13 protein-coding genes and 1 other annotated feature are annotated in these 14,103 nt (G+C 46.5%); of the genes, 4 read left to right on the forward strand and 9 right to left on the reverse strand.

Features of this window, described 5'->3' with window-relative positions:
• Positions 1 to 8: 8 nt before the first annotated feature.
• From G9F75_RS01275 to G9F75_RS01300, 6 genes are all read right to left on the reverse strand, one after another.
• The gene (locus G9F75_RS01275; protein ID WP_025650062.1) at positions 9 to 1,100 is read right to left on the reverse strand and encodes a branched-chain amino acid aminotransferase; all 1,092 of its coding nucleotides are present in this window, start codon (positions 1,098 to 1,100) and stop codon (positions 9 to 11) included.
• Positions 1,101 to 1,283: 183 nt separating this feature from the next.
• Positions 1,284 to 2,462, reverse strand: a complete 1,179-nt coding sequence (gene dltD, locus G9F75_RS01280) for a D-alanyl-lipoteichoic acid biosynthesis protein DltD (protein ID WP_007407736.1) — start codon at positions 2,460 to 2,462, stop codon at positions 1,284 to 1,286.
• Positions 2,463 to 2,699 (reverse strand): D-alanine--poly(phosphoribitol) ligase subunit 2, encoded by a 237-nt coding sequence (gene dltC / locus G9F75_RS01285; protein ID WP_003150875.1) that lies wholly within the window; start codon positions 2,697 to 2,699, stop codon positions 2,463 to 2,465. It abuts the gene before it with no gap.
• 16 nt (positions 2,700 to 2,715) lie between these two features.
• Positions 2,716 to 3,897: a D-alanyl-lipoteichoic acid biosynthesis protein DltB gene (gene dltB, locus G9F75_RS01290; protein WP_012118762.1), complete on the reverse strand. Its 1,182-nt coding sequence runs from the start codon at positions 3,895 to 3,897 to the stop codon at positions 2,716 to 2,718.
• Positions 3,894 to 5,405 (reverse strand): D-alanine--poly(phosphoribitol) ligase subunit DltA, encoded by a 1,512-nt coding sequence (gene dltA, locus G9F75_RS01295; protein WP_167408887.1) that lies wholly within the window; start codon positions 5,403 to 5,405, stop codon positions 3,894 to 3,896. Before dltA ends, dltB begins: the two co-directional genes overlap by 4 nt.
• Before the next feature lie 15 nt (positions 5,406 to 5,420).
• Positions 5,421 to 5,570, reverse strand: a complete 150-nt coding sequence (locus G9F75_RS01300) for a teichoic acid D-Ala incorporation-associated protein DltX (protein ID WP_003150882.1) — start codon at positions 5,568 to 5,570, stop codon at positions 5,421 to 5,423.
• A 443-nt stretch (positions 5,571 to 6,013) separates the two neighbouring features.
• On the opposite strand from G9F75_RS01300, the gene G9F75_RS01305 reads away from it, so the two are divergent.
• Complete coding sequence (locus G9F75_RS01305) at positions 6,014 to 6,949, forward strand: 1,4-dihydroxy-2-naphthoate polyprenyltransferase (RefSeq protein WP_007614633.1); 936 nt, start codon at positions 6,014 to 6,016, stop codon at positions 6,947 to 6,949.
• A 130-nt stretch (positions 6,950 to 7,079) separates the two neighbouring features.
• On the forward strand, positions 7,080 to 7,712 hold the full coding sequence (gene ywaC, locus G9F75_RS01310; RefSeq protein WP_007407732.1) for a GTP pyrophosphokinase YwaC: 633 nt from the start codon (positions 7,080 to 7,082) through the stop codon (positions 7,710 to 7,712).
• Between the two features lie 56 nt (positions 7,713 to 7,768).
• On the opposite strand, the gene tyrS is transcribed toward ywaC, so the two are convergent.
• Together tyrS and G9F75_RS01320 are read right to left on the reverse strand one after the other, a co-directional pair.
• Entirely contained in the window at positions 7,769 to 9,013 is a 1,245-nt protein-coding gene (tyrS, locus tag G9F75_RS01315) for a tyrosine--tRNA ligase (RefSeq protein WP_167408888.1), read from the reverse strand.
• Between the two features lie 45 nt (positions 9,014 to 9,058).
• Positions 9,059 to 9,270, reverse strand: a binding site (T-box leader).
• Complete coding sequence (locus G9F75_RS01320; RefSeq protein WP_014419207.1) at positions 9,267 to 9,764, reverse strand: MarR family winged helix-turn-helix transcriptional regulator; 498 nt, start codon at positions 9,762 to 9,764, stop codon at positions 9,267 to 9,269. Its footprint overlaps the feature before it by 4 nt.
• Before the next feature lie 178 nt (positions 9,765 to 9,942).
• Between G9F75_RS01320 and G9F75_RS01325 the strand changes: the two genes are divergently transcribed.
• Positions 9,943 to 10,803 carry a glycosyltransferase family 8 protein gene (locus tag G9F75_RS01325; RefSeq protein WP_007407730.1) on the forward strand — a complete coding sequence of 287 codons (861 nt, stop codon included), beginning with the start codon at positions 9,943 to 9,945 and terminating at the stop codon, positions 10,801 to 10,803.
• A 57-nt stretch (positions 10,804 to 10,860) separates the two neighbouring features.
• Here the strand turns inward: G9F75_RS01325 and G9F75_RS01330 are convergent, their stop codons facing one another.
• Positions 10,861 to 12,606: a S8 family peptidase gene (locus G9F75_RS01330; protein WP_031304375.1), complete on the reverse strand. Its 1,746-nt coding sequence runs from the start codon at positions 12,604 to 12,606 to the stop codon at positions 10,861 to 10,863.
• Positions 12,607 to 12,767: 161 nt separating this feature from the next.
• On the opposite strand from G9F75_RS01330, the gene celB reads away from it, so the two are divergent.
• A complete protein-coding gene (gene celB, locus G9F75_RS01335; RefSeq protein WP_007407728.1) occupies positions 12,768 to 14,102 on the forward strand; it encodes a PTS cellobiose transporter subunit IIC in 1,335 nt (444 codons plus the stop codon).
• Position 14,103: the final 1 nt, after the last annotated feature.

The following is a 14,103-nucleotide window of genomic DNA, read 5'->3' on the forward strand; positions in this document are numbered from 1 at the left end:
TTTTTTGCTTATTTTGATTCGCTTAGTGAGGCGACTTCCGTCGTCCAGCCGAACACGTCGGCTTCCGCGCCTTTTTGAATGCCTGTAATGGTATCATACAATTTCTTCGAGATCTCTCCGGTTTCACCGCTGCCGATGACAAGACTTTCATCATTCCAGATCAGTTCGCCGACCGGAGAAATGACCGCCGCCGTACCGGTTCCGAATGTTTCTTCCAATCGGCCGTCACGATGCGCCTGGATGATTTCATCGATCGAAATCTTCCGCTCAGACACAGTCAGTCCCCAATGTTTGAGAAGGGTGATGACGGAATTTCTCGTAATTCCTTCAAGAATGCTTCCGTTCAGCTCCGGCGTCACGATTTCGCCGCTGATTTTGAAAAAGATGTTCATGCTGCCGACTTCTTCGATGTATTTTTTCTCAATGCCGTCAAGCCATAAAACCTGGGAAAATCCCTTCTCTTCCGCAACCTGCTGCGCTTTCAGGCTTGATGCGTAGTTGCCGGCGGTTTTCGCGTTTCCGGTGCCGCCTTTGACGGCGCGCACGAATTCGTTTTCCACGGCGATTTTTACCGGTTTAATGCCTTCTTTGTAATAAGAGCCGACCGGGGAAAGAATGATAAACAGCTTGTACGTATGGGATGCCGCTACACCGAGGAAAGGCTCAGTCGCAATGATAAACGGACGGATATAAAGGGAAGTGCCTTCCGCTTTCGGAATCCAGTCTTTGTCGATGGCTACGAGCTGTTTCAGACCTTCAAGAACAAGCTCTTCATCAATGAGCGGGATGCAAAGGCGGTCATTTGACTGGTTCAGGCGCTCCATATTTTTCTCCGGTCTGAACAGAAGCACTTCCTGATCCTTCGTTACATACGCTTTAAGCCCTTCAAAAACGGTTTGGCCGTAATGATAAACCATGGCCGCAGGATCCATTGAGATGGACTGATAAGGGATAATTCTCGGATCGTACCAGCCTTGATCGGCATCGTAATCCATAACAAACATATGGTCGGTGAAAATTCTGCCGAACGCAAGGTCATGGGGGTCCGGTTTCGGTTTTTTGGCTGAAGTCAATTCAACACGAATGTCTTGTTTCATAATGTTCTGTCTCCCTATTGGTGTTATTGTCAAACTTATTTGAAAATAATTTATATTCTATTGTATACCTTCAACAAATATTCGCAATAGTTTTCCTCAAATTTGTGAAAAAATCAAATCACATAAAAAGCAGGGGAGAGAATGCCCCCTGCGTGTTCGTTTTTACGTATTCTGTCATCACCGTGCTCAGTGAACCGTCACCTTGCCGGTTTTGTAAAACTGCTCCATTGCTTTATCGACGTACACCCAGCCCTTCCAGGCGATATGGATGGTGTCTTTCATAAAGTACGGATCATATTCGTGCCCGGATAAGTCGGCAACCTGAAAGCCCTTCGCTTTAATTTGCTTAGTGACTTTTTTGTAGTAATCAGTCCGGCCTTTTTTCGGGAAGCCGGTGTAGTCATACCATTTTCCGTTGACCGGAATAACCACGAACATCGGTTCAGCGCCGGCATCTTTCAGAATGTCCAGCATATCCTCAAAGTCGTGATATTCGACTGATTTGGCGTACGTTCTTCCTTTGTTGATCCCTTTCACTCTCTTTACTTTCTTCTTAATCTTTTTATAAGAAGCGTCATCGATATAGAAAGGATTGGACTTGGAGCTCCGTTCTCCTAATTGCGCGGCGGCTGTTTTTAACTCTGACCACGATTTCCCTTTCAGGTTTTCAGAGATCGTCCGTTCAGGGCCCTTGGTTTCTCCCATTGAATAATAAAGATCTTTTTTCTCAAGCAGAGAATAATAAGCTTTGGCAGCCGGCATGACCGCTTTCACTTTCCATGATTGTCCGTTGACCATTCCCTTGTACAATTCAGAAAGGACGGCATCATGCTGAACGACTTTAAAACGGAGCATGCGCTTCATCATGTTCTTTTTGACCGCGGGATCAATCTGGTTATTAAATGCTAAATCCAATGCCTGAAGTGATGAAAAATTCGGCGCAAAGTGCTGTTCATCAGAACCTTTTTTGATAAACCATTGCGGAGAAACAATGAATACCAGCTTTTTGCCTTTCAGCTGCTGATAATGCGCCGCAAAGTTCACGGCGTGTATCAAGGATTGGTCCCCGCCTTTTCCGACAAGATAAGGCGTAAAGCCTTGGTTGTTTACTTGGAAATAGTTGGACGGATGAAACTCATCCAGTCTTGAAAGCTCGGAAGAACCGAAAATCGGCAGATACTTCGAGTCTTCGAACATTTTATTTTGCAGATAGAGCCCCTGGAACATATTCGGATTTAAGGCTGCCGCCGACTCTTCGACACGTTTTTCAGGAATGAAGCGCGTAAGCCATGAAGCCGGAACTGCGATAGCTCCGACAAACAGGACGAACGCTAAAATAATTGGTCCAAAGAAACGCTTTTTCATTTACTTCAACTCAGTCAGTTTGTTTACAATGTTGTTTGGCGTATTCCACTCGTCACGGTCAAATTCAGTGATCGGCACTGTAATGCCGAAGCGGTTTTCGATGGCGACAAGCAGCTCTACAGTTCCGAAAGAATCAAGCAGTCCTTCTTCAAAGATTTCAATATCAGGATTTTCTTTCACAGCGTCCTCCTGACAAACTTCAGCTAATACGTCTAATACTTCCTGTTTAAATTCCATGTGTTTTCAATCTCCTTTAGTGATGAAATGGTTTTCCTGAGAAAATATAAAATCCGAAACATACGAAATGGAATGTGATGACGATGGCTAAAAAGGCCGTAAAACGATTGGCGGGCAGCCACTTGTATTTCTTATTCCATTTCTCAAAAAAGTTATACCCGGTCATTAATACGGCGTGGTACAGGCCGTATACAATATATTGCAGGGCGAGTCCGTGCCAGACGCCCATCAGCATGAACAGCAGGAAATACCCGATGTTCGAGACGGCCATCCGGTTCTTTATCCATTTTTTCTTTGTCATCCAGAAAACAAAGCGCATAAATACGTAGTCTCTGAACCAGAAGGATAAGGACATGTGCCAGCGGTTCCAGAAGTCTTTAATGTTTTTGCTGATAAACGGCTTATTAAAGTTTTCCGGAGATTTGATACCCATGATATAGCTTACACCGACGGCAAACATCGTGTAACCCGCAAAATCAAAAAACAGGTACAAGCTGTATCCGTACATGTACAGCACATTACCCCACAGTTTGCTGTGGGTGATATGGGACAGATTCATAATGAAATACGTGTTAATCGCATATCCGATAATGAATTTGTATAAGAAACCGATAAAAATTTTATGAATGCCGGTATACAGTAAATCAGCGTATTCTCCCTTTGTCCATACTTTCTGTTCGTCCTTGGCAAATCTGCGGTATCTGTCGATCGGACCGGAAGAAATGGTCGGGAAAAACATAATAAAGTACAAAAGGCGGTGAAGCGGCATTTTTTCTTTAATCAGCCCGTCTCTCGTTTCCATGATCAGCTGGACGCCTTTAAATGTCAAATAAGAAATTCCTAAGAAACTGATCAGGTTATGAACCGGGTGATGAGGCGCCGGCGGAAAGAAAAACGGCCATAATTTAGATAAAAACAGGGGTAAAATGGACGCGATCACGGCCATACTGAAGACAAAGCCGCTGTTGGCTTTCAGTCTGTAAGCGAGATAACCCCTGATTAAAAGCACCTGCCACAGCGTAAAGATACATAGTGCGATCACGCCGTGCAGATCATGCGCGAAAATCAAAGCCAATACGATGATGGATATAAACATGTTGTATCCTTGGAATCTCTTGCCGTTCAGCCCTAAAATAATCGTCGGCAAAAGAAGGATTCCAAGTAAGATAAAGAAGAAAAACGAGCTGTAAGGCGTCATACAAGAACCTCTTCGCCAATGCGTTTACGGTCGATTTTTCCGTTCGCAGTCATTTGAATGTGATCCTGATAAATGAATTTTCTCGGAATCATGTAGGCCGGAAGCGAAGCGGCCAGTTCTTTCTTAATGGCGCTTGTCAGCTGGAATTCTTTTTCAAAATCATGTTTTTCAGGTACGATGGCGGCAATTAAATATTCGACAGGTCCGTTAGGCTGATACGGGATGACAACCGCCGTGCGCACATATTGAGACTGCCTTACATGTACTTCGATTTCCTCCAGCTCCATGCGGTAGCCGTGAAGCTTAATCTGGAAATCAAGGCGTCCTTGGCAGAAAATCTGACCATCCTGAACATAACCGGCATCACCCGTGTGATATGCCCACTGGCCGTCGATCGGGAAAAACGCTTTTTCCGTCAGAGAAGGCTCTCCGAGATAGCCTTTGCTCACGCTCGGGCCCGCGATGATGATTTCCCCTTTTTCTCCGTCCGGAAGCTTATTCCCGTTTTCATCCATGATGAAGATATTCATATCGGGTTTTGCAAAACCGACGGGCAGAGATTCATGTTCATCGATGATCTGCTGCGTAATTTCAACGGAGGTGACGGCAACCGTTGTTTCAGTCGGGCCGTATGTATTGAATACGCGGGCCTTCGGAAAACGGTTTAACAGCTCCTGTGCCACGGCAGCCGGAAGCGCTTCTCCGCAAAACATAAATACTTCTGTCTCAGGCAGGAGCTCCTGCGTAAAGCCGGGGTCCATCAGACACATTTGGACGAAAGACGGCGTCGATGTCCAGACGTTCAGTTTGGATTTCTCCAGCTCTTCAAATAGTACTTTCGGTTTATTGATTTTGTCTTTCGTTACGCAATGCAGCGTACCTCCCGTTTGAAGCGAAGGGAAAATGTCCATGACAGATAAATCAAAAGAAAACGGCGCTTGGTTTAAGAATGTCTTACCATCGCCCACAGGAAAATCCCTGCAGATCCAGTCAGTGAAGCTTTGCAGGTTATCAGCCGATATCTGCACGCCCTTCGGATTTCCCGTGCTGCCGGACGTGTAAATAATGTAAAACGTGTCCAGCTCTTTTACCCAGTTCTCACGGCTGAGGTCTGCATCTCCGTCAGCTGCAAGCTCTTCGGGCGTAACGGTTTTAATCAGATTGCTTCCCGTATCGACTGCATCGCCCGATACGGTGATAAGCAGCTCTGCGCCTGAGCTTTCAATGATTTTGACGATCCGCTCCGCCGGAATGGAAACATCGACAGGGATGTAAGGGCGGCCCGCTTTGACGCTTCCTAAGAAAGAAACGATCATATTCGGCTCCATATGTCCGTAAACCAGGACAGGCGCTTTCGAACCGTCAGCTGTATGTTTTTGAATGCCGGACGCAACCCGCTCCGACAAATCCCATAATTCCCCGTAAGTGAGGGAATGATCTAAGGAACGAAACGCTTCGGCCTGCGGCTTGGCGTCTGCGTATGTTTTTATAGCATCAAGTAGTTTCATAGTTATCCTCCCCGATTAGAAATCGTTGTAAATATAAGTGCCGGTATTCGCTGTATGAAATCCATACATCCAAAAGAGCAATACTAATATCAGAAAATAAAAGCCCGTATGAAACGTCCATTTGATCAATGTATTTTCATAAGCACGTTTTAATTTTTGCATCATATTCAAAATTCCTTCCCCGCGTATTCAATAATTACACCAGTATATGACGATTAGATTAACAAAAAGTTTCAAAATATGTCTAATATCCTAAGCTTAAAATTTCCTTAAAAATGAATGAGAAACAAAAGGATGGAAAACACGCATGTATAAATTGGCAAATGATCATACTAAAAAGGCGCTGTTCAGGCGGGATTTTTAACTTATCGTAAATATAAACGAGGTAAAAAAATTTTGGCGGCTTTTTCTTACGCAGGCTTGTGCCGAACCCCAATGGAGAAGGGCGAAAAGCCGTTTCCGGCAGGATAGCCGATAAAGCGCCGCATCTTGTGAAATGAGGAAGAAATTATTATGATAGATAAGGTAGCAGAAAACGTGAAAACCCCAATTCAACACTACTGTTATCGGCTGACTGTGAAAGCCTTTTAATAGAAAGGAAGAGGAAAATGAATCAAAACAATATGGGGGGCAGCCAAAAGACGCCCGAGAAAGAAAGCATGGGCCGCATTTTGTGGCAGCTAACCCGCCCTCATACATTGACGGCATCGTTTGTGCCCGTACTTCTCGGCACCGTATTGGCGATGTTTTACGTAAAGGTTGATTTCCTGCTGTTTTTGGCCATGCTGTTTTCCTGCCTTTGGATCCAGATCGCCACGAACTTATTCAATGAATATTACGATTTTAAACGCGGTTTAGATACGGAGGATTCCGTCGGTATCGGCGGAGCGATCGTCCGCCACGGCATGAAGCCGAAAACAATTCTGCAGCTGGCGCTCGGCTCTTATGCGATTGCCCTCGTGCTCGGTGTTTATATCTGCATGAGCAGCAGCTGGTGGCTTGCGGTTATCGGCCTTGCCGGCATGCTGATCGGCTATCTGTATACGGGCGGCCCGCTGCCGATTGCGTATACACCGTTCGGGGAACTGTTCTCCGGCATTTGCATGGGATCTGTATTTGTCCTTATTTCTTTCTTCATTCAGACAGGCAGAATTAATGAACAGAGCATTTTGATTTCCATCCCGATTGCCATCTTGGTCGGAGCGATTAACCTGTCCAACAATATCCGTGATATTGAGGAAGATAAAAAGGGCGGACGTAAAACGCTGGCCATTTTGATGGGGCATAGAGGAGCCGTCATGATACTGGCCGCATCTTTTGCCATCGCTTACATCTGGATCGTCGGTCTTGTCATCATGGGTTACACAAGCCCGTGGCTGTTCCTGGTCTTCCTGAGCGTGCCGAAACCCGTTCAGGCCGTGAAAGGCTTTGTGAAAAACGAAATGCCGATGAACATGATTATTGCGATGAAATCAACGGCGCAAACCAATACATTTTTCGGATTCCTGCTTTCAATCGGACTCCTGATCAGTTATTTCCGCTGATCAAATGAAAAGGCAAATGCCATAACCGGCATTTGCTTTTTTTATGAAATAATCTTCATGATTTTGTAAAGAACCTGACTGAGGACTGACCCGTCTTATATACGGACAGCAAAGCAAGGAGATGAAAAAAATGGACTTGTCAACAGCCCATATGGATGATTTGAAAACGGTCATGGAAGATTGGAAAAATGAATTATTAGTTTATAAATTTGCTTTAGATGAGCTGGATACGAAGTTTTCGATCATCAGCCAGGAATATAATTTGATTCACGGGCATAACCCGATCGAGCATACAAAATCACGCGTAAAAAGTTTCGAGAGTATCGTCAATAAACTGATGCGCAAAGGCTGCGATGTGACGACGCAGGAAATGAAAGAACATATTCATGATATTGCGGGTGTCAGGATTATCTGTTCCTTTATTTCCGATATTTATAATGTCGCTGAAGTTTTGAAGCAGCATAAGGACCTGAAGATCGTAAAGGTGAAGGATTATATCAAACATCCGAAGCCGAACGGCTACCGCAGCCTGCATTTGATTATTGAAATTCCCGTTTATTTGACGAATCGTGTGGAATATGTGAAGGCGGAAATTCAAATCCGCACCATCGCCATGGATTTTTGGGCGAGTCTTGAACATAAAATTTATTACAAATTAAATAACGAAGTCCCAAAGCATCTGACCGACGAGCTGAAGGAAGCAGCGGACATCGCCCATTATTTAGACGAAAAGATGCTTGGGATTAAGAAAGAAGTCGATTAAACGATTGACGCATCACAAACAGCCGGACCGCTTTTATGTGCAGTCCGGCTGTTTATTTATCCGTTTACGCGCAGCTGTACAAATTTTCGCTTGCCCACCTGAATCGTCATGCCGTCTTCTGCGGTAATGACGGTATGAAGGGCATCCGTTTTCTCCCCGTTCACTTTGACTCCGCCGTTTTGAATCATACGGCGTGCTTCGCTTTTTGAAGAAAAGAGTCCAATCGTGACGAGCAGCTCAATAAGGGGCACGGTCTTTTCTCCGTCCCATATGACGGTTTTCATATCTTCAGGCAGGCTGTTTTGCTGGAAGACACGTTTGAAATGCTGTTCTGCCGCATCCGCCGCTTTCCTGCCGTGGTACATTCTGACGATTGTACCCGCTAAGATCATTTTGGCATCTTTCGGATGAAGCTTTCCTGATTCCAAATCCTTCTCCATCTGTTTTTTCTCCGCAGGCTCTAAGTCTGTCGCTAAATGAATATATGTTTTCATCAGGCTGTCCGGCAATGACATCGTTTTGCCGTACATGTCGTTCGGATGCTCGTCAATACCGATGTAGTTGTTTTTTGATTTAGACATTTTTTCAACGCCGTCAAGACCCTCCAAAAGCGGCATGAGGATGACGACCTGCTTTTCTTTTTTGTAGCGTTCTTGGAAATGGCGGCCCATCAGCACGTTAAAATGCTGGTCCGTACCGCCGAGTTCGATATCGCTTTCGAGAACGACAGAATCGTAGCCCTGCATCAGCGGGTAAAAGAATTCGTGAAGTGAGATCGGTTTTTGCATGGCGATGCGCTCCTCAAAGTCGTCGCGCTCCATCAGACGGGCGACAGTAATTTTCCCCGCTAATTCAATCACATCTTCCAGATTCAATGTCTTCAGCCATTTTGAGTTGCAGTGAAGTTCAACTTTGTCTTGATCCAGCACCTTGCCAAACTGTTCAAAGTAGGTTTTGGCATTGTGCTGGACTTCTTCATCAGTCAGCTGTTTTCTGGCTTGCGACTTCCCCGTCGGATCACCGATTTTTCCGGTAAAGTCCCCGATAACAAGCTGTATGATATGGCCGTTTTCTTGAAATTGGCGCAATTTGTTTAACACGACGGTATGGCCCAAGTGGACGTCGGGTGCGGACGGATCAAGGCCGAGTTTAATGTTCAGCGGCTTGCCGGATGTCACTGATTTGGCGATTTTATTTCTCAATTCTTCAGGCGGTATGACGTCCGCGGCGCCGGTCATGTACAAATCCAGCTGCCTTTGCACTTCTTTCTCCTGATCATTCGTTAAAGTGATTGATTCCATCTTTTACATCCTCCTTTTTTTAGCCAAACAAAAAAGCCGCATCCCAAAAGGGACGTGGCTGTATGCACGCGGTACCACCCTGATTGAAGACGACGTCTTCCGCTCATTCGAATAACGGTTTCCCGTTCTTTGCTACTGAAGTTCACAAAGAAAGCTCAGGGAGGTAATTCACGTTTGTCTTTGTGCCGGCTTGCACCATCCGCCGGCTCTCTGAAACAGGGAGACAATCCGTTACTGATTCCCGTCATAGCTGCTATGTTATGAAATTGTCAGCGATTTTTTGCAGCAGGGCGGACAGCGTTTTTTGTTCCTGTTTATCCAGACAGGCCGTCAGTTCAATTTCCCCCTGATGAAAGTCGGGGTAAAGGTCTTCAATAACCTTTCTGCCCTCATCGGTAATACTGACGAATACAAGCCTGCGGTCTCTTTTGTTCGTTTGTCTGCTGCATAAGCCTTTCTTCTCCAAAGTGTTCAGGACATTGCTCGCCGTCGCCGCGGTAATTCCGGATAGAGCGGCTATCCTTCTTGTATCAAGCGTTTCCCATTCACAAAGGTCATACAGGATGGAAAACGCCGTCCATGATAATTTGTGTGCCGACAGCACCTCTTTCTCCATTTTTACACGGAGCTGCTGGGCGGACCGATAGAGTGCAGCGGCAATATAGGCCGCCTCTTTGTTTCGGCCGGATAGATCGGAAAAAGGCCTGTTCGGCTTCTTATTGTCTGATCCGGCATCGTTGCGATTCGTCAATGGCGTCATGCTCCTTATTATTGTCAGAATCATTAGCTATGAAATGAATTTTAACAGAGAATGCAAAAGATATCAAATCGCAAACAGCACATTCCCGCAGAAAAAATGTGTAAGATCGAGGTTTACTTTTTAAAAAAAGGGAAAGACATTTGTACAACAAAAAGGGAGATGAATATCAGTGGGAAAGAATGAAACAATGCATATCGTATCATGTGCCGATGATCATTATGCTCGTCATTTGGGTGGGATGTTCGCTTCTTTATTGATGAATATGGATAAAACAAGGGATGCGAAATTATATGTGATCGACGGCGGAATTACTGCCGAAAACAAGGACAAGCTTGAACAGACCGCGATGTCATTCGGGACGCCGCTTGAATTTTTAGAAGTAGACGCTGATCAATACAAGCATGCAGTCGAAAGCAGCCACATTACAAAAGCGGCTTATTACCGCATTTCCATCCCTGATTTAATTAAGGATGAGTCCGTAAAGCGGATGATTTACATTGATTGCGATGCAATTGTGATGGAAGATATTTCGGTTTTATGGGACTTGGATATTTCCCCGGCAATAGTTGCGGCGGTAGAAGACGCCGGACAGCATGAAAGACTGAAAAAAATGAATATCAGCGACACTGCCAAGTATTTTAATTCCGGCATTATGATTATAGATTTCGAACCTTGGAGAAAACAAAATATTTCCGAAAAGGTGATTGATTTTATCAACGAAAACAGCTCGGAGGATTTTCTCGTGTTTCATGATCAGGACGCGCTTAACGCGATCTTATATGATCAATGGCATGAACTGCATCCGCGCTGGAACGCGCAGACGCATATTATCATGAATGAGAAAACGCCTCCTGAACTGATCGACCGTATCCGTTACAGAGAAACACGTGCCGAACCGGCCATCGTCCATTTCTGCGGCAGCGACAAGCCTTGGAATACAGGCACCTCGCACCCGTATCGTGATCATTATTTCCGATATATGTCCTTTACGAAATGGAACACGATTGACCGCCCGGCCATGAACCAATAGGCAGGTGTGATGAAACGCTTGTGAAGCCGCTATCCGGCTCTCAAGCGTTTTTTTTTATTATTTCACCCGAATCGCACGCACGCGTTTTTGCAGACTGGTCTTTTCGGCAGACGGCTTCAACCGGCTGACTGCCGTTTGCGCCGCTGATTTTGCTTTTTTCGTCTTGGTTTTTTCAGCCGCTTTTACTTTGTCTCTAGCCTGCTGCCGGTTGAGTTTATCTTTTATCCGGTCAAGCCGTTTTTCCAGAGCGGTTTTTTCTTTTCCCGGCTGGATTTCGCTGACTGCTTTTTGGGCTTTTGCGGTGCTGGCCTCAGAGGTCTTTTTTTCCGCCTGCTTGACGCTGGCCTCAGCTGTTTTCAAAAGGCTTGAGTTGACAGCGTTAAGCCGCTTTTGCAGCCCTTTTTTCTCTGAACCGGCCGGTAATTTGCGGATGGCGCTTTGTGCGGCATTGACGGCGGTTTTTTTCTTTTGTTTTTCGGCAGTCCGGACTTTGTCTCTTGCGTCCGTCACATTTCTTGCCGTCTGGACTTTATTGATCCGCGCCTCAAGAGCGGTTTTTCCCTTTGACTTGGACAGCTTGCTGACTGCCGTTTTTGCTTGATTGATATCTGCCTGTTTTTTCGTCTTTTCCGCTTTTATTACGGCCCGTTCGGCGAAACTCTTTTGCTTTACGTGATATTGCACCAGGCCGTACCCGAATCGGCTGTCACGTCCGGGAGCGCCCAGATCTTTGATGTTTTGCTGCATCTGCTGCCGGAGCTGTGTATTTGTTTCCTCGGGATATTTCTGCCTGAGCAGCGCGAACATGCCGGTGACGTGCGGCGCGGCTTGAGATGTGCCGTCAGCCGCGGCGTACATTTGATTCAGATACGTGCTCGTAATATTGGTGCCGGGTGCGGCAAATTCAATTTGTTTTCCGGTCGTGGAAAAAGCCGCGAGACCGTTTTTTTCAGTTGACGCTGAGACTGCCGTTACGCTGCTGTAGGCACCCGGATAATTGACGGGTTTTTTGTTGCCGTCGTTTCCTGCGGCGGCTACGATCACGATTCCTTTTTTGTATGCTTTGTCTACGGCGTCGTGAAGAATTTTGCTGTCTGCGTTAGTTCCGAGGCTCATATTGATGATGTCCATTTTGTTGGCGATCGACCAGTCGATCGCTTTAAGAAGGCTTTTAAGATCGCCTGCACCCTTTCTGTCTAATGCCTTAACCGCATATAACCGGACATCCGGCGCGATGCCGTCAATGCCGTATCCGTCATGTTTGGCCGCAATGATTCCGGCGACATGCGTCCCGTGTCCGTTGTCATCTTTGTATGAGGAAGTATAGCTGACTGCGGAATAGCCTCCGGCAATGGAAAGGTCATCATGAGGGTAAATGCCGCTGTCAATGACAGCCACTTTCACCTTTTTTCCCGTCAAGCCTTCTTTCCACGCCTGCTTGACCTGAGTCGGTTCTATATCCCATTGCGGCAGCGTGTAACTGCTGCTTTGGGCCGCTGTTAACGGGCGGATATCAAAACCGCCTGCTGCCTGAAAGGATACATTGTCTTCTACATATAAGATGTCAGGGTCCTGTTTCAGGTCTTTCACCGTTTGTGAATCGGCTGACACGGCGACTGCCGGGAGATGCTGATAGGTCTGTTCCACATCCGCTCCGCTGTCTATGGCGGATTCCTTGCCGTTTTGATTTTTGTACACCACGATAACGTCCCGGTCGTGCGTCTCGGCGTGCGCGGGCGCCGCGGCGGAGAACAGGCTGACGCACAAGGCCGCGGCCATTATCGGTTTCAGGATGTGATACATTGCAATTCCCCCTTTTTCTTTATATATCGGCAGTGCGGAATTCTTTTTTTCCTGAGGGATAAGGAAAATTTCTGTATGCAAATGTAAGCGTTTCCAAAATATGATGGAGAAAATGCTTTAAGACATCTGCGCAATGAACTCAAAAAGGGGGTTTTTGATAAATGAGTACGTTCAATCGGGTCATGGAAGAAAAAATCATGCCTGTCGCCGGAAAAGTCGCCGGCCAAAGGCACTTAAGAGCTTTGCGGGACGGCATTATTCTGACTATGCCGCTTATCATCATCGGATCGGTTTTTCTGATTCTGACGAGTCTTCCGATTCCCGGTTATGCCGATTTTATGGCTGGTCTTTTCGGTGAAAATTGGGTTGAAAAGCTCGGGTATCCCGTGAATGCGTCCTTTGACATTATGGCGCTTGTCGCCGCCTTTGGGATTGCCTACCGGCTTGCGGAAAGCTATGAGGTGGATGCCCTGTCGTCGGGAGCCATTGCCCTTGCCGCCTTTTTATTGGCGACGCCGTATCAGATTCCGTTTATTCCTGACGGCTCGGCAACAGAGATTATGGTGGGAGGCGGCATTCCGATTTCGCTGCTCGGAAGCAAAGGTCTGTTTGTCGCGATGATCATTGCAATGCTGTCAACGGAAGTGTACCGGTTTATCATACAAAGAAATATCGTTATTAAGATGCCTGACGGAGTGCCGCCTGCGGTCAGCAAATCGTTCGTTGCGCTCATCCCCGGTTTCATTATTATTACGCTTGTATGGCTGGCCCGTCTGTTTATTGAAATAACTCCTTTTAAAAGCCTCCACAATGTCGTAGGCGATCTGCTGGGCACCCCGCTGTCTATTCTGGGCGGGAGTCTCGGCGGAAGTCTTATCGCCGAATTCGTGCAAATGCTGCTTTGGTCGTGCGGCATACACGGCGCGTCCATTATCGGCGGCGTCATGTCGCCGATCTGGTACGGGGCGATGGACGCCAACCGTTTGGCTTTTCAGGCGGGAGAAGCGCTGCCGAGCATTTTTACGACACAGTTCTTTCAAATATGGATTAATGTCGGCGGAAGCGGAGCGACGCTTGCCCTTGTGCTGACCATGCTTGTGCGCTCCAGAAGCAAACAGATGAAACAGCTCGGCCGTCTCGGCATCGGGCCCGCGATTTTTAACATTAACGAACCGATTATTTTCGGGATGCCGCTCGTCATGAATCCGCTGTTAATCGTGCCCTTTATCATTGCGCCGCTCTTGACCATTACGGCGACGTACATCGGGATGAGCACGGGGATGGTGGCAAAACCGGCGGGAATCGCCGTGCCGTGGACGATGCCGCCGCTGATTTCCGGTTATTTGGCGACGGGCGGGAAAATCTCCGGTTCGGTCATGCAGCTGATCAATCTCCTGATTACATTTATCATCTATTATCCGTTTTTCCGAATTTGGGATCTTCAAAAATGGAGAGAGGAACGGGCGGCGGAACAAAACGTCACAGAAGAAACATAAA

The organism is Bacillus sp. EKM208B, assembly GCF_011800725.1.
In the GTDB taxonomy this organism is placed as follows: domain Bacteria; phylum Bacillota; class Bacilli; order Bacillales; family Bacillaceae; genus Bacillus; species Bacillus velezensis.

Bases quoted from the DNA above. Each gene is read 5' to 3' on its own strand.
- dltD (WP_007407736.1), bottom strand. From the start codon at position 2,462: ATGAAAAAGCGTTTCTTTGGACCAATTATTTTAGCGTTCGTCCTGTTT.
- G9F75_RS01330 (WP_031304375.1), bottom strand. From the start codon at position 12,606: ATGTATCACATCCTGAAACCGATAATGGCCGCGGCCTTGTGCGTCAGC.
- G9F75_RS01305 (WP_007614633.1), top strand. From the start codon at position 6,014: ATGAATCAAAACAATATGGGGGGCAGCCAAAAGACGCCCGAGAAAGAA.
- dltB (WP_012118762.1), bottom strand. From the start codon at position 3,897: ATGACGCCTTACAGCTCGTTTTTCTTCTTTATCTTACTTGGAATCCTT.
- dltA (WP_167408887.1), bottom strand. From the start codon at position 5,405: ATGAAACTACTTGATGCTATAAAAACATACGCAGACGCCAAGCCGCAG.
- celB (WP_007407728.1), top strand. From the start codon at position 12,768: ATGAGTACGTTCAATCGGGTCATGGAAGAAAAAATCATGCCTGTCGCC.
- G9F75_RS01300 (WP_003150882.1), bottom strand. From the start codon at position 5,570: ATGATGCAAAAATTAAAACGTGCTTATGAAAATACATTGATCAAATGG.
- dltC (WP_003150875.1), bottom strand. From the start codon at position 2,699: ATGGAATTTAAACAGGAAGTATTAGACGTATTAGCTGAAGTTTGTCAG.
- tyrS (WP_167408888.1), bottom strand. From the start codon at position 9,013: ATGGAATCAATCACTTTAACGAATGATCAGGAGAAAGAAGTGCAAAGG.
- ywaC (WP_007407732.1), top strand. From the start codon at position 7,080: ATGGACTTGTCAACAGCCCATATGGATGATTTGAAAACGGTCATGGAA.